This window comes from Flavitalea flava (genome assembly GCF_054461575.1).
On record NZ_JBTLQH010000017.1, the window covers coordinates 81,120 to 103,620 of the forward strand.

General features: G+C 45.8%; 15 protein-coding genes. 3 read left to right on the forward strand and 12 right to left on the reverse strand.

Features of this window, described 5'->3' with window-relative positions; genetic code table 11:
- Nucleotides 1-3: 3 nt before the first annotated feature.
- Entirely contained in the window at nucleotides 4-744 is a 741-nt protein-coding gene (locus tag ACX0G9_RS16210; protein ID WP_459065980.1) for a metallophosphoesterase family protein, read from the reverse strand.
- Nucleotides 745-992: 248 nt separating this feature from the next.
- Here ACX0G9_RS16210 and ACX0G9_RS16215 point away from each other — a divergent pair, with 248 nt between their 5' ends.
- Nucleotides 993-1,724: a DUF92 domain-containing protein gene (locus tag ACX0G9_RS16215; protein WP_459065981.1), complete on the forward strand. Its 732-nt coding sequence runs from the start codon at nucleotides 993-995 to the stop codon at nucleotides 1,722-1,724.
- A 33-nt stretch (nucleotides 1,725-1,757) separates the two neighbouring features.
- The gene (locus tag ACX0G9_RS16220; protein WP_459065982.1) at nucleotides 1,758-2,510 is read left to right on the forward strand and encodes an SDR family oxidoreductase; all 753 of its coding nucleotides are present in this window, start codon (nucleotides 1,758-1,760) and stop codon (nucleotides 2,508-2,510) included.
- Here ACX0G9_RS16220 and ACX0G9_RS16225 read toward each other — a convergent pair.
- The 11 genes from ACX0G9_RS16225 to ACX0G9_RS16275 all read right to left on the reverse strand — a co-directional run bounded on the left by ACX0G9_RS16225 (nucleotide 2,498) and on the right by ACX0G9_RS16275 (nucleotide 20,344).
- A complete protein-coding gene (locus ACX0G9_RS16225; protein ID WP_459065983.1) occupies nucleotides 2,498-3,040 on the reverse strand; it encodes a DinB family protein in 543 nt (180 codons plus the stop codon). The two genes, ACX0G9_RS16220 and ACX0G9_RS16225, sit on opposite strands and share 13 nt — an antisense overlap.
- Nucleotides 3,041-3,157: 117 nt before the next feature.
- On the reverse strand, nucleotides 3,158-4,510 hold the full coding sequence (locus ACX0G9_RS16230) for a neutral/alkaline non-lysosomal ceramidase N-terminal domain-containing protein (protein ID WP_459065984.1): 1,353 nt from the start codon (nucleotides 4,508-4,510) through the stop codon (nucleotides 3,158-3,160).
- Between the two features lie 31 nt (nucleotides 4,511-4,541).
- Complete coding sequence (locus tag ACX0G9_RS16235; RefSeq protein WP_459065985.1) at nucleotides 4,542-5,864, reverse strand: hypothetical protein; 1,323 nt, start codon at nucleotides 5,862-5,864, stop codon at nucleotides 4,542-4,544.
- Nucleotides 5,833-8,163, reverse strand: coding sequence for a GH92 family glycosyl hydrolase (locus ACX0G9_RS16240; RefSeq protein ID WP_459065986.1), 2,331 nt, complete (start codon nucleotides 8,161-8,163; stop codon nucleotides 5,833-5,835). The genes ACX0G9_RS16235 and ACX0G9_RS16240 overlap by 32 nt, the downstream gene beginning before the upstream one ends.
- A gap of 16 nt (nucleotides 8,164-8,179) precedes the next feature.
- Nucleotides 8,180-9,496, reverse strand: a complete 1,317-nt coding sequence (locus tag ACX0G9_RS16245) for a glycoside hydrolase family 71/99-like protein (protein WP_459065987.1) — start codon at nucleotides 9,494-9,496, stop codon at nucleotides 8,180-8,182.
- Between the two features lie 289 nt (nucleotides 9,497-9,785).
- Nucleotides 9,786-11,330 (reverse strand): RagB/SusD family nutrient uptake outer membrane protein, encoded by a 1,545-nt coding sequence (locus tag ACX0G9_RS16250; RefSeq protein WP_459065988.1) that lies wholly within the window; start codon nucleotides 11,328-11,330, stop codon nucleotides 9,786-9,788.
- 54 nt (nucleotides 11,331-11,384) lie between these two features.
- Nucleotides 11,385-14,426: a SusC/RagA family TonB-linked outer membrane protein gene (locus tag ACX0G9_RS16255; protein WP_459065989.1), complete on the reverse strand. Its 3,042-nt coding sequence runs from the start codon at nucleotides 14,424-14,426 to the stop codon at nucleotides 11,385-11,387.
- Between the two features lie 125 nt (nucleotides 14,427-14,551).
- Complete coding sequence (locus ACX0G9_RS16260) at nucleotides 14,552-16,678, reverse strand: hypothetical protein (RefSeq protein WP_459065990.1); 2,127 nt, start codon at nucleotides 16,676-16,678, stop codon at nucleotides 14,552-14,554.
- Nucleotides 16,679-16,816: 138 nt separating this feature from the next.
- Complete coding sequence (locus tag ACX0G9_RS16265) at nucleotides 16,817-19,438, reverse strand: hypothetical protein (RefSeq protein WP_459065991.1); 2,622 nt, start codon at nucleotides 19,436-19,438, stop codon at nucleotides 16,817-16,819.
- Between the two features lie 82 nt (nucleotides 19,439-19,520).
- Nucleotides 19,521-20,042, reverse strand: coding sequence for a glycosyl hydrolase family 95 catalytic domain-containing protein (locus tag ACX0G9_RS16270; protein ID WP_459065992.1), 522 nt, complete (start codon nucleotides 20,040-20,042; stop codon nucleotides 19,521-19,523).
- Nucleotides 20,043-20,089: 47 nt separating this feature from the next.
- Complete coding sequence (locus tag ACX0G9_RS16275) at nucleotides 20,090-20,344, reverse strand: hypothetical protein (RefSeq protein WP_459065993.1); 255 nt, start codon at nucleotides 20,342-20,344, stop codon at nucleotides 20,090-20,092.
- A 406-nt stretch (nucleotides 20,345-20,750) separates the two neighbouring features.
- Here ACX0G9_RS16275 and ACX0G9_RS16280 point away from each other — a divergent pair, with 406 nt between their 5' ends.
- A complete protein-coding gene (locus ACX0G9_RS16280; RefSeq protein WP_459065994.1) occupies nucleotides 20,751-22,031 on the forward strand; it encodes an MBOAT family O-acyltransferase in 1,281 nt (426 codons plus the stop codon).
- Nucleotides 22,032-22,501: the final 470 nt, after the last annotated feature.

The window sequence follows — 22,501 nt, forward strand, 5'->3', positions numbered from 1 at the left end:
GATTTATTTATTTCTTCCCGCTTCACCCGGGTATAGGTCCCGGACATTGACGCTTTGCCAATACGCTTTGGAGGCTACGTTTAGGACCGTAATCTTCCCGGTAAATGCGGCGCCCGTATCCACGTTCCATACATTACAGGCCAGCATGGGAATATCGATATCGTAATTGGTCGTTGGAGTATGACCAATGTATATTTCATTATACAACAATAACCGCTTTGGGTATTTTTTTGAGGTTTTTTTCAATCGGGGATTCACCGACAAAGCCATTTCCCAGAGCGTTCTGTCCCACAATAAATTATTTTCAAACCGTTCCCGGGCCGGTCCATGCATGGAAGTAAATCCTGCATGGACGAATAACCGACCCTCTTCTTCAATCCTGTATTCCGGCATCCTCTCAAAAAATTCCAGATGTGTTGCCCTTTGTTCACTAGAATAGGTATTATAACTATTTATCGTAGCAGCTCCCCCATGAAGAAGCCAGGTCCCATCCGGTCCTTCCCCCCGTAACCACTCTTCACACCAGAGGTCATGATTCCCTTTAATAAAATGGCAATCGTATACTGGCTCCAACCTCATCAGATAATCAATCACCTGAGCCGACTCTGACCATCCGTCCACATAATCTCCCAGAAAGATCAACCTGTCCTCTTTTTGAAGCCCGATTTTACCCAGGACCTGCTCCAATGCCTTTAACGCGCCATGAATATCTCCGATTACGTATGTTTGGGGGATGCCGTTCATAATCTTTCCTGAAAATCTACTGGCAGACCTTGTCTTGATGGATACATAATATGCTATTGGAAGAAGGTTGCCTGGAATTAATTAGATGTACTTTTTGGAAAAGGATATTTCTTTGCGTTGATTTTGCAAAGCTTTGCGAAGTGCTTCGTAATCTTTTTTACTCATAATTAATACAAATATAATATTTTCCCATTTTATTCTCACTATTAACCAAATTTAGCTCAAAAATACATACAGATAATCCAAATATGAGTATAAGACTTTTGGTATTGTTCTTAATCCTGATTACCGGAGCAGTATATAGTATCCGTGCCCGTAAATTAACCATGCCTGCCGCGGTTGCCGGGGTCGTTTTGGCCCTCCTTGTCTACGGCGGTTCAGGATTTACAGGAATTGTCCTGATGACCTTCTTTTTCCTTTCGGGCTCGGCAGCCACTTCCTGGAAGTTAAAATGGAAACAACAAAATGGTTTAGCCGAAACAAATAAAGGTATCCGGAACGCCATGCAGGTAATCGCAAACGCAGGTATCCCCGCACTCGCAGGTTTAGCGGGCATCCTTGATACCCAAAACCAAATGCCATACGGGGAGTACATAGTTCCCTTGCTGATCGCTGCCGCCTTTGCAGCCGCAACCGCCGACACTTTATCCTCCGAATTGGGGAATATTTATGGCACCCGTTATTATAATATTCTTTCCTTCAAAAAAGATCAACGCGGCCTGAATGGCGTTATCAGCCTGGAGGGCTCCTTGTGGGGCCTGACGGGAAGTATCTTTATTTCAATTATTTTTGTCATTGGTTTTGGATGGAGCTCGTCTTCTTTCCTTATTATTATTCTGGCCGGTACTATAGGAAATATTTTCGACTCCATTCTTGGCGCTTCGGTAGAAAGAAGGGAATGGATCGGCAATAATGCTGTCAATTTTTTAAATACCCTGGTGGCCGCTTTAAGCGCATGGGGGCTATCCTACTTTTTTTAAATTAATAAAAAACAAAAGTTCACGTCTTAATTTATGGACAACGAAAAAAAAGTATGTTTAATAACAGGCGCAAGCAGCGGGATCGGTTACGCCATTGCAAAAGCGTTAAACGCCGAAGGATATGCCCTTGTCCTTACAGCACGCAGAGAAGACCGTTTAAGGGAATTAAAATCGTCTCTTAAGGATGAATCCTCCCAGACACCTTCCGATGTGAATTCCCCTGTGGACATTTTACCGGGGGATCTTAATTCACCCTCCTTCCAGGACAGTCTTGAAAATTTCATTTACGATAAATATAAAAAATGCGACTACTTGTTCAACTGCGCCGGCACAATCGAAGCAGGGACCATTGAAAATATCGATATCGATAAAGTGACGGCCATGCTCCGGCTCAATATCGAGTCGACATTCCGTTTAACGTATAAAATACTTAAACGTTTCACCAAACAAGGGTTTGGACATATCATCAACATCTCCAGCGTTCTTGGCACCAAAGTAAGACCTACCGCCGGTGCCTACGCCGCCTCTAAATTCGCCATGGAAGCCTTATCTGAGGCGCTACGGATGGAACTAACCGGGACCAGGATCAAGATTTCCTGTATTGAACCGGGTTTGGTAATGACGGAATTACATAAGGATTGGGAGGTCCACCCGAAAGAAGGAATGGGAATACATGAACCCTTAACCGTTGACGATGTAGTGGAAACTGTTAAATTCATTATGAAACAACCGGATCATGTACGCATTCCCAAATTAATGATCCTGCCCAATGATCATAATATATAGCTGTATATCTTTTTCAATTGATGTATATGTCTTTGTGTATGATAGATCATGAACCTGATCCATTCCAGTCTGGTAAGCGCTCCGATTCCCGGAATTTTGAATGCCGTACAAGTTTCAGAAAGATCCAGCGTTTGGACAGCATCGCTCACTTCTTTCCATTTATTCTCCAATTCATGAAGGATCTCTTCTTTTTTATGATAGGTCCCGGTAGGTAATATAAAATCAGGGGATTTCATCTTGATATCGAAGTTCAGGAATAACTCTTTGATGCCCAAATCCCTTTCATCGATAGGACGATGCGTTGTCTCCACCGGTCCGTAAAGGATATCCGCGCCCGTGAATTTTACCATATGTTCCCCTACCTGTCCTGCCGTCCAGCTTCCTTCAAAGGGAATCCGGTTGAACTGTTCTTCATTAAAAGAAGAAACAGTTTGTAATAGTTGCGGAACCGTGTTTTTAATAGCAGCTTCTAATTCCTTTTTCAATTCCCCCTGAACATCTTTATTTAATCCCGCTTTATTTAATTCCATAAACCTGTTTTTGTTTACCACTGCAAAACTGCAGTCATTACAAATGTAGACGCATTCATAAAATAAGACAGGGGGTAATCATGACAATTGAAGGACTAATTTGCGCCATTTAAAGGACTAATTTTCGCCATTTGTTTTACGCTGAAACGGGGCGATAATCCATTGAGCGCCTCCTTTGAATCCAATAGGACCCGGTTTATCGCCCATCAAACCGGTTAAACGGTAATAGTTCTCTAATTGTTTGGTTATTATAGCTTCTCCGGCTCCGACCTCTATTAACCCGGCATCCTGATCAGCGCCATAACCGCCCAATGCAGCCGATCTTACATCGGCGATATAACCAGGCCATTTTCCTCCGCTCCATGAATAGCCAAATAAAAAAGAACTGGCTTCCGTTAATTCCATCTTTTTTCTCCAATCAAGCTGAAGCTGAACAAACAGTTCCCCGGGACAAGCCGCTATTACGATGGTATTATTGATGATTATCGTTGACAGGTACACATTAAAATGAAGCGATTTACTGAACCGTCCCGTAAAATGCAGGGAATCTGTAATGACCTTAATTTCCGCCTTGTCACCGGAAGGAGGAGTTAAGGTTTTTGCCAGTTTGATAACTTCATAGGCAAGCAACTCTCCTGTCCTTTCCATCGGAGCATAATCGGTTTGGAAAGGATCATTCGGGCCTGACCTTCGTGAGCTTATTTGCAGGGACTCAATATTTCCCCCCGCGCCCTGCACAAAAAGGCAATTAATATTACCGCCAAAAGTTTCCTCCACTTTCCGGCAGGCAACTCCTGGATAGTCAGCTGATATCGCATAATTGTTACAAACAATATCCGCATGCATGGCATAATTCATAAGGATGACCCGCGGCCGGCCCTGCAAATCATCTATCCTGATGACGCCCACTTCCGGATCGACAGGCCCGAAGGGAATCCGTTCAGGGTTTTCAGAGGTATAATGATCATCGGAGAACCATGATTCGCGGGAATGCCCGTCATCCCTGACCACTAAACGGTTAAAACCCAGCTGGGGAAAGGTTCTATGTCCTCCGGTAATTCTTGCGGGAAACATATTATTAACCGCCAAACCTACAGCTGAAATTATCTGGTCTTCATAGAATGCAGTAAACGGATTTCCCTGAAAGGCCATTTTACCTGCCGCCCGTGGTTCGGAATGTGTATGGGAAGAACAAAGTATCAGCTGTGAAATGCCATATTTTTCCTTGCAGACTTTTTCTATCTTTTCATTGGTAAAAATTGCCAGATCAACGGAAATAAAGGCAATTCGCAAACCATTTGTCTCCAGCACCAAACTGCGGGCGTAAACAGAATCATGAAGGGGTTCATCGGTTTTGGGAGTGATACTCACCTTGGCGGTTCCCGCTAACAGTCCCCCACCTGAGCAGTACCCCTTAACCGACAGACACAAAAGGCCCGGGAAAATAAAAAACAGGATAAATGGTTTCATTAAATTGAACTATTTAATGGTAAAGAATAATTTATTCAGGCGGGTCGCCGGCCCATATCTCCCGGATCGTATCTTCATCGCCAAACCCGTCAGGTACTGCCTTGCCCGGTGAATTGGCAGAATACCATCGTTTGTGATCCAGCGGGGATGTCACCATGCGGCTGCCCGGCATTTCAAGAAAAGCGTTTGGGTCCGTTTCTTTTACCCAGTTGATGGCGTAGCGTAACCAATTACTGCGGTATTCTTTGTTCTGATGGGCAAACCAGCTGATCTCATCATATCCCCATATCCAATCAAAGCCTGTCCCTGTTCCTTCAGGGTTCGGCTGTCCCGGATGTTTGCTGACACCATAGTTGTCGAACTCTACCAGGTATGGCAGGTGTTCGCAGGTCCAGCCGCTATAAGTGATACCGCCTTTGCTTCTATTGTAGAGACCATCGGAAAATCCAAGTTGTAAAATCGCCTGTTGCGGCGTATCGGGAACTTCCATGATCCTGAGGGGGAAGGCATGAAAATCCATGAGCAGATGCCCATCACGGACAAAACCTCCTCCGGGAACATGGGAATTACAAAGCAGAATATGCCTACGTGCATGCATGGCCGCATAAGACCTTATCCAGGTAAGCAGTTCCGCATAATGATCGAGATGGGGATCGTTTTTGTTCATTAATTCAACCTGACCAAAATGTATCCCTTCTATTCCCAGGTCAATATAGGATACCGCCAGGAAATAGAACATCAATTTTGTTTCTGGTCTGCTCACATCCGGCACAGAGGAACCTTTTCCCCATTGATCGATCATCTTCCCGCTGGTATAGGTCATGCTGTCGTAACGAAAATTCCTTTTCTCTACAGGCAGGCCTAATGCTGTAAATGCCCAATCAGGAACCGGAACCTGATCTATCTGCCTGCTCACGATCTCGAAGATGCAGGCTTCCAGCATAATATCCGGATCCATTTGATGAATCTTTAGTGCCAGCACTCTCTCTTTTTCAAGATTCTTCAACAGCTTAGCTTCCTCACCCCATTGACAGACGCTTCGTCCGATGTACTTCGCTCCTGTGTTTTTCAGCATACGAAGGTTGTCCTCAAAATCGCCTTGGCCTGTCAGCAAACTTTGCATAGTAATGGCCCGGGACAGATAGTTCTCCAACACCCTCCGCGAAATGGTCTTGTCAAATTTATAGACATCCCGCACGGATTTATCGTCATTTGATCGTTGTGATTGCGCGGCTACATGTACCGGCCCTGTCAGGCCCGATACCCCAAAAATGACCAAGATCAGCCAAAGGAGTTTGGCCGCTCTGTTTAATTTGGCCGCTCTATTTAATATCGACGTTGTCCTGGTATTCATGTATTTCTTTGTTCGGTTCTGTTCCCCAGTTTTTATTTGGTTTTGGACCCATCGTCAATTCAAGGGTTCCGCCTTCTGTTAACTGGCGATGAGTGAACCAGGGTGTATTTAATGGTTGGCCATTCATTTTTGCCGACTGAATATATTTGTTCACTACAGAGCAATGATTGGCAATCACGGTAAATTTTTTCCCGTCAGACAACCGGATCGTAATCTTTTTAAAGAGAGGGCTTCCGATCGTATAGACCGGAATGCCCGGAGTCAACGGGTAAAAACCCATGGAAGAGAATACGACAAAGGCTGACATTCCCCCGCCGTCTTCATCGCCGGGGATTCCGAATATATTGTCGGAGAACCATACATCCAGCAGAAACCGGATACGCTTCTGGGTTTTCCAGGGTGAGCCGGTATAGTTGTACAGGTAAGGAATATGGAAGCTGGGTTCATTGCCCATGGAATGTTGTCCGACAAGACCGGTAGCATCCGGAAATTTTTCCCAGAAATCATATTTCGACCGGTCGAGTCCTTCCCTGAATAACTGATCCAGTCTGTCCTCAAATGGTTTTTTTCCACCCATCAAGCCGATCAGACCGGAAATATTCTGCTGCACCTGCCACTGATAGGTCCAGCCATTGTTCTCATCATAATAATCCCGGCCGCCGGGCCCTCCATCGAATTTCGGATCTATATGCAGCCAATTACCTTTGTCATCTTTCGGAAGAAATAACCCGGCCTCTTTATTCCAAAGGTTTTTGTAGTTTTCACCCCTCGGAGAAAAAAGAGTGTAATCCTCTTTTTTACCCAGGTCCCGGGCCATTTGGGCCAGGGCCCAGTCATCATAACTGCCTCCCAGCGTTACGGCAACAGCCTGTCTTTTTTCGAATGGATGGACGGCGTCCACGGTTTCCTTTTCTCCCGGGGGCAATCCGGGAAAATAACCATTCGAATAATAGAAATCATCCAGAACAGTCTTTGGGCCATTCCTCCAGGGAAGCATGGTCGCACTCACCGCATTCTTACGCATACCTTCATACGCCATTGTCTTGTCAAAATTCCGCAAACCTTTCCGCCAGGCATCCAAAAAGACAATAGAAGAATGAAAACCATTCATACAGGCATGATCTCCAAAAAGAACAGGAAAGGTTGGCAGCCATCCACTCTGCTCATACATCCTTACATACGATTGCAGCATATCTTCCTCCTGGGCCGGATGAAGGAGCATTCTTAACGGATGCAGGGCCAGGTAGGTATCCCAGGACCAGTCATCCACATAAAAGGGGCGCCCTTCCTTATGGATCTTTTTGTCGAACCCGCTATAATAAAGGGAATCTTCCGATATATCCACCATCCGCTCATAACAACGGTACAAGGCTGAATAAAATGATCTTTTCTGAGCCTCAGTCCCACCTTCCACTTCGATCTGGGACATGATCCCGGACCAGGCCTTTTGGCCTGCAGCGGCGATCTGTTCAAAACTCCGCCGGTCCAATTCTTCCTCAAAATTCTTTTTGGCCTGCTCCGCACTGATATAACTTATGGCGTATTTAAATTCTACCTCTTTAACAGCAGCAGGAAAACGGATAAAACTCTTGCTGCCTTTTCCGGTAACTCTACTACCATTTTTTATTTCATCATTTTCAAGAAAACCCGATTTCCCCTCCTGGCTAAATCTCCCGTACATATACACTTTTATATCACCGTTATAGGTCTCCATCCCTGTTATTTCACGGCCCGAAAGAAAACGCCATTCGGAAGGGCCGTCGTTGTATACATCGAAAAGAATGATTTTATCCTTTCCCTGAGGAAACCGGAAACGATAATAGCCCGCCTTACGGCCCGGGGTAAATTCTACGGTAATTTCATCATCAATTAAATAAGTCGAATAATACCAGGGTTTGTTCACTTCCAGTTCATGATCATAAGTCATTTTTACCTGCCAGGCCCTGGCATCGGTCTGCCGGCCAGTTTCCTGGATGGATGGCTTGATCGAAAAGACCTGTCCCAGCCGGTGTGAAACGATTGTCAACGGAAAACTGGAGATCTGGTCATCCAGGTAGTCTTTACGCTGCGGGGTAAAGCGGATCAATTGGTTCGGAAGCTGGGCCGTCGGCCGTGTGGGTTCCAGCAACTGCCCCACATTTCCAATCGTCGGATCAATGTATTCCAGATTGGAGCCGGAAGTCCTGGGGGAAGGGATACTGTCGTTTGCCCGTACGTTATTCCTTCCTTCTGCAAAACTTATGCATACTATCAGTGCCTTTAACCCAAAGCCCTTTATTCCCTCAACTACTTTTTTCATTACACGTTTGTTTATATTATTTCCGTTCAGGCATGGTCATGCTTAGCGGCTTTTCGTTACGAAGCATTTTTGTCGCTTCTCCGGTCAGCCACAGATAATGGTCCGATGGTTTGCCATCCATATTTATAAAAGATACATTCTCACCAACAGGAGGATTATCCGAACTTTTAAAGATGGCCGTACCCTCATTGACCTCGTCGAACATCGCCACATAGATCATCGTTGCGCCGGTCCGTATCGCCGTGGATAATTGCTGCCAGTAAAAACGACCTCCCTGCCTGGGTATCGAGGCTACAGGTTTGACATCATCCGGAAATTCATAGCGGCTCAAATTGTGCCAGCTAAAACCAGGACAAACACAAGGAACATATTCCAGCTTATTTTTCCTGCACCATTCCATATCTCCTGTCAGCTGATCGCGAAACCTATCCATATCATTATGGAGCAAGGGAGAAAACCGCTGTACCATCCAGGGCAGAACGATATCAGCCTGTCTGATGATCGTATGCAAATAAGGATCGTGAATACAATCCGCATTCAAATCACGCCAGAACGTTGGGACGCCTAACATTACCGCACATCCTCCATAAACAGGATCGTTCTTAAAAAAATCAATCAGTCGCTCAAGGCCGATATTACGGATATCATATGGTCTGTCGGGAAAACCGATCCCCCAGATAACAACGACAGGTTTGCCGTTCTCATGCAGATAGGTGTTTGTCCCCGGCTGCCGGGTAACTTTAATCTGATCAACCAGGTATTTCCAATCGGCTATTATAGAAGAACAGTCTTCACCATTCCCTTTCAACCCTGAAAGGTCATACATGACTGCAATGGCCCTCTTATATCTGGAAGCGGCTTCCAGGGCATTGCTTAATATAGCAGTTGCCGCTGCCTTGCCTTTGCCTTCCCTGGTGTCGTTAAAAAAACGCTGCATAAATACACCGTCGACTCCATATTCCTGCATCCATTTAAAATGAAGATCGATGGTGCTTTTATCATAAGAGCTAAAAAAACGTGCCGTTGAACCGTCTTTTAATTTAAAAGGGGTTTCATAGGTTTTGGGGTATTCCTGTACATCCGGCCAGAGGTCAATTCCGCTCCTGTTCTCATTTCCATAGGCATAATGGGTCGCTCCGGATCCATCACCCGCAGCCCTGAACCATCCCTGGTAACCTGCCATCACCAGGCCTTTATAGGTCGGATAGGCCGTTTGGGAACTATGCCTTGTTTGCGCGGATAAAGGATTTGGGCAAAACGCGAAACAAAAAACAAAAAGTAAAAACCAGTTTCTCATCCATCTGTTTGTTTTTCTCATCCATCTTTTTCTCATGTACCCTGTTTTAACAGACTAATTAAAAAAGCCCCCAGCCGCACGACCGGGGGCTTGTCAATCATTTATAAAGAGCAGTCACGACGCTTAAGTATTCACGGCTGTTCCGAAATTGGTTGTTCCGCAACACCTAAGTGTATTCCCGGCTGTTCCGCAACGCATAGAGTACTAGGTTTGACATCCGACCGAACTACGTCCTGAACACTGTTCAGGACTCGTTCCTAACCTTCGCTATGCTCGGTTATCACAAAAAAGCAGGGCAAACCTAGTACCAGGGAGCGGCGCGCAATTAGTAGCCGGCATTTTGAATCCATCCGGGTTCCAGGTTCATGTCTCTAAATGGTATCGGCGCCAGGTATTTTTGCTGAAGAACAGCAGGATCGCTGGTTATGCTCGTGGGAATCGGGTTTTCGCCCGCATCTCTGGCTGCAATGACCTGCGGCAGCAATTGCAGTCGAACGATATCGAACCAGCGTATGCCGAACTCACCGGCAAACTCATAGCCACGTTCATAGACAACGGCGTCACGGAAGGCTGTACCTGACAGGCCCGGGGTCAGCGGTCCTTCACCCGCTCTTTGACGCACCTGGTTGATGGCGGTATAGGCCTCCGAAGATGGGTTACCGGCTGCCATGGTGGATGCTTCGGCAAAGTCCAGCAATACCAGGGGATAACGAATGATGTCCAGGGCTTTGTTCGTGCTGGGATTCATGTAATTGATGGTGTTAGCTGTCTCGCTAACGCCGTCGCTGTTCAGACCGGCCCTGAATTTTTTATAATAAGGGTGGCGGGCCCTTGTCCTGGAATCGTCCCAATTGACCAGGGTGTAGGTTGTCTTATCGCTGTTCAATAACTTAATAGTGGTGTAGAAAGTAGCGTCTGTACGGCTGCATACCGGCGCATTCTTATAGAAATTGATCTCGGGGTAAAAATCATCCCAACCGCTGTTGCCATTGAGGGCGGTTTCCTCCAGGGGTACGCAGGAGTTGCCGTAACCGCGTTGGGGAAGATTGTTGGCCACGCTGAACTGAAGTGCGAAAACCGTCTCAGGGGTATTGTTCTTCGTAAATACCTGGTCATAAGGTGTGCTGAGGTTGAAAGGGCCGTTCTGGATGACATCCCCGGCTTCGGCAGCCGCCAGTGCATAGTTGGCGGTCTGGTTCAGCGGCCAGCCTGTCATAGTCAGGTATACATCGGCCAGCATGGATTTTGCAGCCCAGGCGGTAGCCCGGCCAATCTCTTTTGCCGGCCACTGATTGGGCAACAGTCTTTTTGCCATTTTAAGATCAGAGACGATGGTGTCATAGATTTTGGCGACTTCCGCACGCGGCGGATGGGAATTCGGGTTAACGGGCGTGGTTACCAGCGGCAGGGGCCCGTAGGTTCTTACCAGGTAATAATAGCCCATGGCCCTTAAGAAATAACATTGGCCTGCCACAACTTTCTTTATTGAGTCGGGTGCATCCGCTTTCTGGTAAACGAACAGCAGGTTGTTGACCTGATAAATACCTTTCCAGGCATTATACACATCCATGGCTGTATTTTGAGAGGTGCCGCTTAGCCTGTCGAACTCACGAAGTGGCCCTTTGTTCAAACCCGGATCTGTAGTCAGGTCATCGGAACCGAAATAGGTGGTCATTCTGTTGGTAAAGCCGAAGGTTCCGTCATAAGCATATTGTTCATATACCCCGGACAGGCCTGCCTGAAGATCGGCAGCTGTGTTATAATAGGTCCCCGCCGTAATTGTCGCCTTGGGGTCTTCGGTCAGCTTCTGGCACCCGGTGAAGATCAGCGAGCCCAGGATTGCAAGTGGAATCAAATATTTTGTGCTCATTTTTATAAAAATTTATACTACTCAGTTGATATTGTATTGAACTTTTTTTAGCGGTTAAAAACTCGCTCTCATTCCAAAGGTGTAGGTACGGGGATTGGGCACTACGCCTGTTTCCAGGCCTTGGGCCATCGCCGGGTGCGCGCCGTAGTTGGCATTGCTCACTTCGGGATCGTAACCGGGATAATGTGTCACCGTAACCAGGTTTTGTCCGCTAACATAGATTTCCAGGCTGCGGATCCTGGCCCGGTTCAGTAAAGCCTGAGGCAGACGATAGCTGACGGACAGGTTCTTTAGTTTGGCATAACTCGCGTCATATACAAAACGGCTGCTGTTGATGGCATGGAGGTTACTTTGACTCATGGTCGGAATATCCGTCTCATGTTTGGAACTCCAGGAGTTGAGAAAATCCCTGATTGTCGGGTTTCTCGCATCGCCTTCGCCGCCGAATGCATAAGGGATGGTACCGGAGAAAATCTGGTTACCATGGGTACCCTGGATCATGAAGCTGAGGTTCCAGTTCCCGTAGCTGAAATCATTGATCCAGCCGAAAGAATATTTCGGGGTACCATTGCCGATGATCATATAGTCGGAGCTGGAGTAAGCATGGTCGCCATTGCGATCAAAATATCTGGAATCGCCCGGGTTATATTGCCCGGCATAACCGGCAGCTTCGGAAGCTTCGGCGCTCTTCCAGGTACCCAGGAATTTATAGCCGTAAAAATTACCCAATGGCTGGCCTTTAACGAGAATTACAGTACCATTTTGGGCCGAACCTACATTGCCTTCCACTACACTGTCGATACCACCAAGCGTCAGCAGCTTGTTCCGGTTGAAGGAAAGCGTTAGATTGGTGCTCCATTTGAACTTGCCTTCGGAAACGGGCGAGCCTCCGAGAGCGAATTCAATCCCTTTATTCTCCATGCTGCCTATGTTGTTCTGATAGGTGCCGCCATTGTTCCATCCCGGGTTGGGCTGGGCATATAATAGATCGGTTATTTTTTTATAATAAGCATCTATCGAAAAATTAATGCGGCCATTGAAAAAAGAGGCGTCGATGCCGGCATCAGTGGTGGCATCTCTTTCCCATTTCAGGGTAGTGGTCGTAGGTTGTCCAAGAGGGGTAGCTACGGAAAGGGTCGTTCCGTCAAAGAAATATCCTGCGTTGCCATAGGGTGTTGACGACTGGCCGTCCACCTTCCGGATAGTAGCATAAGCCGGCACTGCCTGGTTGCCCGCGACACCGTATCCGGCGCGTAGTTTCAGGCTTGATATCCAGCTGACATTTTCCAGAAATTTTTCCTTGTTGATCAGCCAGCCTGCCGCCAGGGAAGGAAAGGTCGACCATTTGTTGGTAAGGTGGGAGGAGCCGTCAGTACGTACACTGGCAGTGAGCAGGTATTTGTCCCGGAAAGAATAGTTCACCCTTCCCATATAGGACTCGAGCACATCTTTGTAATAGTCGGATGTGGTTTTCTGCGCTGCGCCGACCCCCAGATTGTAGTATCCGTTGCCATAGTTTGACAAGTTGGTCGATTGGGCCCTTATGCGTGTATTTGCATCTACCTGTTGCTCATAGAGGGCTAATACCGTGATCGCATGCCCTCCAAAACGGTTGGTATAGGTAAGAAAATTACTATTCTGCCAGTTGTAGAATTTGTTGGTAGTGACAGCGGCAAAATCCGACCCCACTATCCCCTGGGCTGTCTGAGGGCCATACAATTCCTGCTGAAGGGAATTCGTAGACTGGTATGAACTGTTCGTCGTAAAGGTCAATCCTTTTAAGATCCGGTAGTTCAATACCCCTGTCCCGATGATGGTAGTGCCGCTGTTGTCATTCAATCCATTGGTCAGCTGCGCAACGGGGTTGGTTGCATTCGATCCCAGGTTCGATTGAAGAATAAAATGGCCCGAGGCATCCCTGATCGGGGAGATCGGATTCCACTGATAGGCCTGTGCAAAAGGATCGGTAATGTCTCCTGCGAAATCGTTGTTCCGGCTATTGGGTAACAGGACGGAGAGATTGAACTTTACACTAAGGCGGTCGTTCAGCTTCGCATCCACATTGGCCCTGAGCGCAGTCCTTTTATACCAGCTGTTGATGAGCAGACCCGGCTGGTCCAGGTGGTTGAAAGAGAACAGATATCTTACATCGGAGGAACCGCCGGATACACTGAGCTGGTAATTCTGGATCCAGGGCTTTTGGGCGACGGCATCCTGCCAGTCGGTGCCCCGGGTGGTTTTAAGCGTAGTCAAATCGGCATCGGAGAAAGGAGGGGTTTGCCCCCGATGGGCCTGTTCGGTCTGAAGATTGACCCCTAATCCGAATTCATAAGGGTTCATCAGATTAAGTTTTTTAGGCATTTCCGCCTTACTGAACCAGGGATTCAAATCGACCTTGGCCTTTCCTGCCTTACCTGATTTGGTAGTAATAAGAACCACGCCATTGGAACCTCTTGAACCGTAGATGGCGGTGGCGGAGGCATCCTTCAGGATCTCCAGGGATTCAATATCTTCCATAGACAGGGCATCGATGCTGCCCCCGATGAATCCATCAATAACATATAGGGGTTCATTGCTGCCTGTTATGGAGCTGGCGCCCCTGATGCGAACGCTAAGGCCTTTCCCCGGCTGGCCGCTATTGGACTGGACGACGACACCGGAAGTAGTACCCTGGAGGGCCTGTTCCACCCTTACCAGGGGGCGTTTGGCTATTTCGTCAGCTTTAATGGTGGACGTGGAACCGGTAACATCCCTTTTGCGTTGGGTACCATACCCTACCACCACAACATCGGCCAGAGCTTTGGAGTCTTGCAGGAGATGGATCGTCAGATCAGCACGGCCTTTTACCGGGGTTTCCTCGGTCTGGTAACCTACATAGGTAATTACAAGGACGGGTCTTACGAGATCACCGGCAGAAATCTCAAAATTTCCTGACGGGTCCGTGGTGGTAGTAAGGGTCGTGCCCTTAACAGCCACCGTTGCTCCGGCCAGTGGTTTGTTATTTTCATCCGTGATTTTTCCTTTGAGGAGTTGTCGCTGGGCAAAACCTTCCAGGATGGAAAAGCCCAATAATAGCAGTAACAGAAGTCTTTTCATACACAAGCAATTATTTGATTAACTAATAAGATGCAATTAATGAGGTTAGCCTTAACGAAAGGCCTAATTAGGAACTAATTACAGGACTAACCAATGTTATTTTATAAAAAAAATCAATTTCAGGGTCACTGTAAACTTTTTAGCCTGATGACAAGCGAAAGAGCTTCTTTATTTCCAGGTTCCATCTCCAGAATCTTTCCCGCATATTTCAACCCGGCTTCTTTATTGCCCATCATAATATATTTTACCGCGATCTGGTTCAGAATAGCCAGGTTGGCGGTATCTTTTTCCAGGTTTTTTTTCGATTGCCCGATCTCCTGGGCAAATTGTTTGACCGGAGCCAGGTTAAGACCTGAAACATTGTTCCGGATGGCATAGTCCAGGTATGGGATCGCCTCGTCCGGTCTGTCCATCTTTAAGTAAATCACAAACAGATACCTGGCCATGTCGAAAGAAGGGGATAAAGAAAATGCTTTTTTGAAATAAAATGCCGCCTGCTCATTATCCCTGAGTTCCCCGCAGATATTCGCCGTTTTTTCATAATACGATTCTTCCAGAGGGTATTCGAGCACCAATCCTTCCAATACTTTTTTTGCTTTTACCAAATCCCGCTCCTGGATATAATAAGCGTACAGCTCGTTCATCGCATCCAGCCAGGGCAATTTGGAAAAAGCCAATTTATTGGCCAGTTTTTCTTCCTGTCTTACTCCGGGCAGGAAGTCTGCTGCCGGCACAGGTGCTTCCGGGTTCCTCCCGGGGATCTTTTCGTCGGTGTTTTTTTCGTTTTTAAAGGGCCAGCCCTTTTTAAGACTGGCTATTTTGTAAGCGCCGGTCAAAGAATCTACTTCAGTAATGGGCATAGTTTGCAGCAATTCCTGATAACTCATTTCTTTTTCCTTCCCGATCCGAAAAAGCCCCCGCTGTTTCATCGCTTCATAAAACACATCCGACAGCAGGGCATACCCGGCCAGGTTGGGATGGACATGTTCCAGGATCAGCTCATCCCCGGTAATATGACCTGGGGACCGGGCCTCGAAGGCAGTTCTGGTATCCACCAACTCCGCACCTGCGTATTTATGACACAGTGTTGAGATGATGGTATTAAGAGAATCCGGCGCCCTGAACCGCAAGGCATCCAGATCCCGGGCCCGGGAAAACCAGGTCTTTGCTCCGGTGGAATCGCCCAGTCTGAAAGCCAGACGGCCTAAATAAAAATTACAAAGCGCATGGGCAGGATAAGCCTGGTTAGCTGCCAGGAAAAAGCCATAGGCTCCTGCCCAATCCTCTTTTTCAAAGGCCTTTCGTCCCGATGCATAGTTTTGCGCGAACCGGGGTGAACCAAGGCTGTCCGCCTGAATGCTTATAAAAGGGGGCAGGTCCTTTTCATTGGATACCAGATTACTGATAAAAACAGGAATATGCCGGGAGGTTAATATTTGCAGAGTCTCCTCCATATTCGATCTGAACTGTTCAATGCCTCTGTCGAAAAGCTTCGATCCATAAGAAATCTGCTGATCACCGACCATCAGTTCCATCCGCCGCATTCCCGATTTTGACCGGGAACTCCCGAAAGTCCGGAGGATCGCTTCATAAGTGTGGGTAATTAATTGGGTGAGCCGAAGTTGCCTTAGCGCCATTATAAAGGTTATGACGGCAGTACTTCCCCCTATATTCTGAGTGGAGCCAACACCCAACGCCCCATAATATTCATTATGTCCGGTATAGATGAGAATAGCATCCGGCTGGTAACCGGTCACTTCCCTGGCGAAACCAAGAACGGTATAGGAGTTGACGGCAGTAAGGGAAAGATTGATAATCTCGAACTGCCGGTCAGGAAAGGTATGCATCAGGCGGTATTGGAGCCAGCGGTGAAAGGATCCGTTATGAAAATAAGGATACCCGATCGTAGTGGATTCCCCCAAAACGAAGATCCTCAGGGTATTTTCTTCCTTTTTTTTCCTGAATAATTCAAGATTGCCGGTAGGGGCAATTTCCTGATCCGAAAAATATTTTTTTGACGCGGCAGGGTTTAAAACCAGGAAGTTTTTATCGGCCGGCGACTCGATGAAAAGCCCCAGGTCTTGTCCATAATGAAAAAATCGTAAGGATAATTCCAACAGCCCTAAAACCAGGATAGGTATCAGGAGTGAAATGCCTCTAAATAAGAGCCCTTTAAAAAACAGGGCCCTTTTTTTAGAAGGATGGCGGATCGGAGGGGGATCTTCAGCGGGTTTTGGCTTTGAGGCAGACATTAATAAAATTTGGCAAACAATGATTATTATGGCTATCGGGCATCTGACAATCGTTATTACCTGTAATTACGGAATGAACCATTAACAAATGCACTAATAAGGAACTAATTGAAAAAAACAGGAGAAGATTGAATGGATTTAACTGATAACCTCATGGAAGGTTTGCTGAAAATCTTCGCCGTACATCTGTTGATATTCTTTGGCAAACTTTTCGAAAGTGGCTTTTGCCAAAGAATGACGGCCGAGCAAACTGAGGCTTTTACATTTTATGCGTAAGGCGTCTTCGTTGATCGAGTCAAAAAGAAATAAACCATTGGATATTTCCAAAAGGAGTTCGGCATCTGTAGAAAATTGCAGGGTAGCACCGGATAACAGATCCAGCGCCTTGCCCGAAATTTCGGATTTGATATCTTCCAGCCAGGGATAATCCGTGTCCGTCAGGAACGCTCCCCGGTTTATGATCTTCAGTAATTTGCGGATGTTGTCCTTATCAAGAAGCTGTGCCGGCGGGAGCAGAGGCAGAAATTCCGCCAGGTCGATCCTGATCTGGTCCGGATCGTATTGAAAGATCCATTTATCCCCCTCCTTCACGATGCCGCATGGTCCCAGTTTATCGAGGATGGCCTTGAGCTTGACCATATTGACAGACCGGTTGTTCTGTGCGTCTTTATTGGATTTGTCTCTCCATAAGGTGGAATAGAGTTTCTCAGAAGATATTCCCTTTCCCGATCGCAGGGAATAAATACCAATCAATAGATAAAGTTCTTTTAATAAGGGAGTGAATAATTTGGTCAGATCATGTCCCTCCTTATCGTATAATTCAAAGGACCCGAATAAAAAGATCGTTGACTTCGGAGTTTCCCCTTCCTGCGGTACAGGATTGGCCGGTAGCGAATGGATTGCCGGAGACCGCAGGCCGGTTTCAGATATAGGAAGCGCCGCGCCGCCCCCTGTCTCTGTTCCCTGACGTAGAATTCCTTGTCCGGATACTTCCGTTTGATGATTTGTTTGCTGCGGGTTTCTTTCCTGCAGGTTCCCTTGTTGCGGAGCCTTCTTTTTAAACCGGAAGAAAAGATATATTCCTGCTGCTGTTACCAACAGGACCAGGATCAGAGAACGCCAGGGAAAACTCTTTTCTGCTACCGGAACAGCAGACAGCAACTGGTTCGGGGGAAATGCGATCGTATAGATCTTCACGTCCGTAACGGTATCTTTCGAGGTATATAAGGTCACCGCTACCAGTTTTTTCGTAACGGGGCTATAATACAGATCGGCAAAGGACCGTACATCATAAAAATTATAAGGAATCGGATCCCCGAGTAAGGTGTATCCCGGTGAGCCAAGCGAACCCCTGATCAATTGAAGCTTCGAATTAAATTTATCATTCGCAAAGATCAGCGCATAATATTCCCTGGCTTCCGTATCCAGGATCAGGCTGTTGGCAAAACAAAAAGGCGAGTCCGGTTCTTTAAAATGGTAAAGGGTCCTGAAGGTCCTTTCTTTAACCCGGTATTCCAGCAGATCGTAGTTATATTTGGGATTTACCATCTGGTCTCCCGTATTACTTCCGTACCCTCCGATGATATAGGCCGTATCTCCGTTATGGGTAGCACCCAATGCAGCGAGATAACGGGGTGACAAAATATCGCCTTCGGTTTTTACCGTATCCCATCTTTTTTCCGGAAAACGATAGCGCTGGACAATATTCTTATACCGTAATTGACCATATCCCCCAATCGTATACAAGGAACTATCCCCGTAGGAAAAGAATTTATTGGCATGCCAGAATTCCGTTAGCGGCCCGGTAACAAAATTGAGGTCCCATTTGCGGGTTTCCGGATGATAGGTACGCACTTTTCGCTGGTCGATATAGACATTAAAGAGCTTATTGGTGAGCGGACTATAGACCGATTGATTTCCGGCAAGCAGGTCACCCCCTTTTTCCGCCAGTTTCTCACCGGATAATTGCCCTTTGCTCGCCGGAAAATGAAAAACAGAATCCGTTGTGACCAGGAAAATCTTTTCATCCCTGGGATCAAAGGCCACGCTGGGAGAGCCATTTACTCTGAATGACCTGGTTAGTTCCCAATTCTGGTAGCGGGGCCTTATCCATACCGGGTTGGTCACTTTGGCCGATTTACCGTGGCTGCTGTCCATACCGGTCTCTCCGGAAGTCTCCGATAAAGGCCAATAATATTTGGTCTTGCCGTTCTCCAGCATTCGTATATCACGGATGCTCATAGGAGGCAAATCGGCCGTTTGAAATTCATCGAAACTGCTCGTGCCAAAGGATAATTTAAAACAGAGATCGTCTTTATATTTTACTTTCCCCTTTCCAATGAACCGGTTACCCGCATAAAACAGGATATCGTGTTCCTTTATCTTGAAAACTAGGGTAATCCTGTTCCATTCCTTATATAATTTCAGCGAATCGATCGTAAAAGTTCCCGAAACGGTTTCGCCGATAATAAAATTAAAGTTCTGGAACCTTTGGTTATAGATCAGGTCGATGTTCTGGTTGTCCGTGGTAATCAATCGGAATATATAGCCGAAATAGGTCTCCATCAGGGGAGCAAAACTCAGATCGAAGGATATTTCCGCATCATTTTTAAAGCATATGGATTCGGATGTACTCAGGTTCAGCGAAGTCCTCTTTTCCTGTACGGCCTCATGGCTGGAAAATTGTAATCCGTATGATTGTGAATAGCCTACATTTTTTAGAAGAAAGAACAATATGGTGAAACAAACAGATCTTCTCATATCGCAGTAAAAAATAAAAATACGCACTTTTTTTGTATAGAGAAGCATTTGTATCAGCTTACCCCTTGACCCAAGGCCGGCGCTAACCGGTTCCGGCCTCCTTCAGGATAAAACCGACGATCGGAGCCGGATCCGGGAGGCTATGGGGATGATGTCTGAAACCGGGTTTATGCATAACGGTGATTTTCCCGTTCAGGGATTTCACCTTTTGTTCGAACAAAACTGTATTTTCTTCAGGAGGAACTGCTTCGTCGGCATCCGCACAAAGGATGAGTATTGGGTATCCGCCCTTTACGATGGCGGGGACCTTATCCACCGGACTCCCCGTAAAATGCTGCAATTCCTCTGCCGTCTTTAGCTGATATTGCCGCAACATCAGGGACCAGCGTATATTCGTGACCGGGTTCCCAGGAACCCGTATCCGGCAAGTCCCGCCCAACAAGGACCGTATAACCAACCTGGTCAGTTTACCATCCGGATAAAGCCCGAATAAATGCGAGACATACCGGTGATCATCTTTTGGGTCGTCCAGGGCCTGCATCCATTCCTGCAATTGACCATATTGCCCGATCTGCATGGGTTGCAACCGTTTTTTTTGCCGCAAGGGGTTCTTTGCTGCCTGTGATGGAGCTGGCGCCCCTGATGCGAACGCTAAGGCCTTTCCCGGGCTGGGCCACTATTGGACTGGACGACACCGGAAGTTGAACCCTGGAGGACCTGTTCCACCCTTACCAGGGGGCGTTTGGCTATTTTGTCAGTTTTAATGGTGGACGTGGAGCCGGTAACATCCCTTTTCCGTGTGGTCAGCCTGGGAGATACCTTATGCGGAACGGCCGGAAATATTTTCGATTCGGTCCTGGAAGCTACCCTAGAAAGAAAATACCGGATCGGGAATAATGCGGTCAATTTTTTAAATACGGCCATTGCCGCATTATGCGCGCGGATTTTACCATTTTATAACCTATAAATTTATGGAAGACAAGATCAAACCCAACAAAGACATGGGCCATAAAAACAAGGGTTCGCGCATATTATCAATATTTCAAGTGTTCCCGGAACCAAGGTCGGGCCAACCGCCTGGGGCGTACGCAATCCCTTTATTTATTGTATTTTTTGTAGTATTATTGCTCAATTCATTTATTATCAGCGACTGACCTAGTATTTTTTATGGCCCTTATTACAACATCAATTCTCTATGCTATTCAATTCATTTAGTTTTATTCTTTTCTTTCTTACTGTCACAATACTATATTATATATTGCCTTTCAGGTTTCGCTGGATACTGCTTCTGTCTGCCAGCTGTCTTTTTTACATGGCTTTTATACCCATTTACATTCTCATACTAATTATCACCATCGTTATTGATTATTTGGCTGGAATATATATAGAAAAAGCTCAAAATCCATTGCATAAAAAAGCCCTGTTGACGATTAGTATAATAAGCACTTGTTTGGTTTTGTGCATTTTCAAATATTATAATTTTATTGTTGTAAACTATAATGAGATAGCAAAAGTATTGCATTGGAACTACAGGATAGAAATCCTGAAGATCATATTGCCTATCGGGTTGTCCTTTCATACTTTTCAGAGCCTGAGTTATGTCATTGAAGTTTACCGGGGTCACCAAAAGGCCGAAAAACATTTTGGGGTATATTCTTTATATGTAATGTATTATCCTCAATTGGTGGCCGGCCCGATAGAAAGGCCTCAGAATTTGTTGTATCAGTTTAAGACTAAAGTAAATTTCGATTTAAATGTCTTAGCCCAGGGCTTGAAATTGATGTGTATGGGTTTCTTTATGAAGCTTGTAGTTGCGGACCGATGCTCTTTATATGTAAATGCAGTCTATAATAATGTTCATGCTCATTCAGGAATTACCTTTATAGTAGCTACATTTTTCTTTGCATTTCAGATTTATTGCGATTTTGCAGGATATTCTTTAATTGCAATCGGGGCTTCTAAAGCAATGGGAATTCAATTGATGACGAACTTCCGGACACCTTATGCATCAAATAGCCTTTCCGAATTTTGGAGAAGATGGCATATTTCGTTGTCAACGTGGTTCAGAGATTACTTGTATGTCCCTCTCGGAGGTAGCCGTGGTTCAAAATTCAACACCTATAGGAATTTATTCATTACCTTTTTAATTAGCGGTCTTTGGCATGGCGCAAATTGGACATTTATAATATGGGGCGCATTCCATGGACTTTATCTCATACTTGAGTCATTCGTATCAAACGGTAAAAAACCTAAATATCCTCAAATCCTGGTTTTTGCGGTCGTATGTTTTGGATGGATATTTTTCAGGTCGAATACCGTTCAGGATTCATTCTTTATTATTAAATCCATTTTCACTCATCCTGGAAAATTATTTGTCCCTACCAATCAGGATGTAACTGCACCAATATATGCGGTAATTGCCATTGCCATATTATTGATCCTGGAGAACCGTTCAAGAATTACAAAAATGTTATTGCCTGATAATAAACCGGTAACCCCTTCCATGAAGACGCTGTTTTACATTTCTTTAATTTTAGTGATTATATATTTAGGCGTATTTGACGGGGGACAGTTTATTTACTTTCAATTTTAGTCTTATGAATAAAAAAGGCATTTTTCAGGTGGTTATTTTTTTAATCGCCCTTATTTTTTGTGATTTTATTTTTGGCCTGTTCTCCAGGTTTATTTTTTATTCGCAAAAAAGCGGGAAATATGCAAGGTTAACTTATATAGTAAATGCCGACACTTCGGCTATAATTGTTTTGGGAAGTTCACATGCAATGAAGCATTACGTTCCGGAAATTATTCGGGATTCTCTTCATGAATCGGCTTTTAATTATGGAACAATGGGGCAAAAGTTATTATTTAATGAGGCTATTTATGAAATCCGGACAAGGCGGTCAAAGCCAAAAATGATCATTCTGAATGTCGATGCAGACTGGTTTTCTAATAAACCTAATCAGCAGGAAAGGATGTCGGATCTTTTTCCATATTATAATAGTGTGGGTGATATAATTTTCAAGGATTTTAGCAGGAAAGACAAGTTCGTACAGCGTTTAAAAT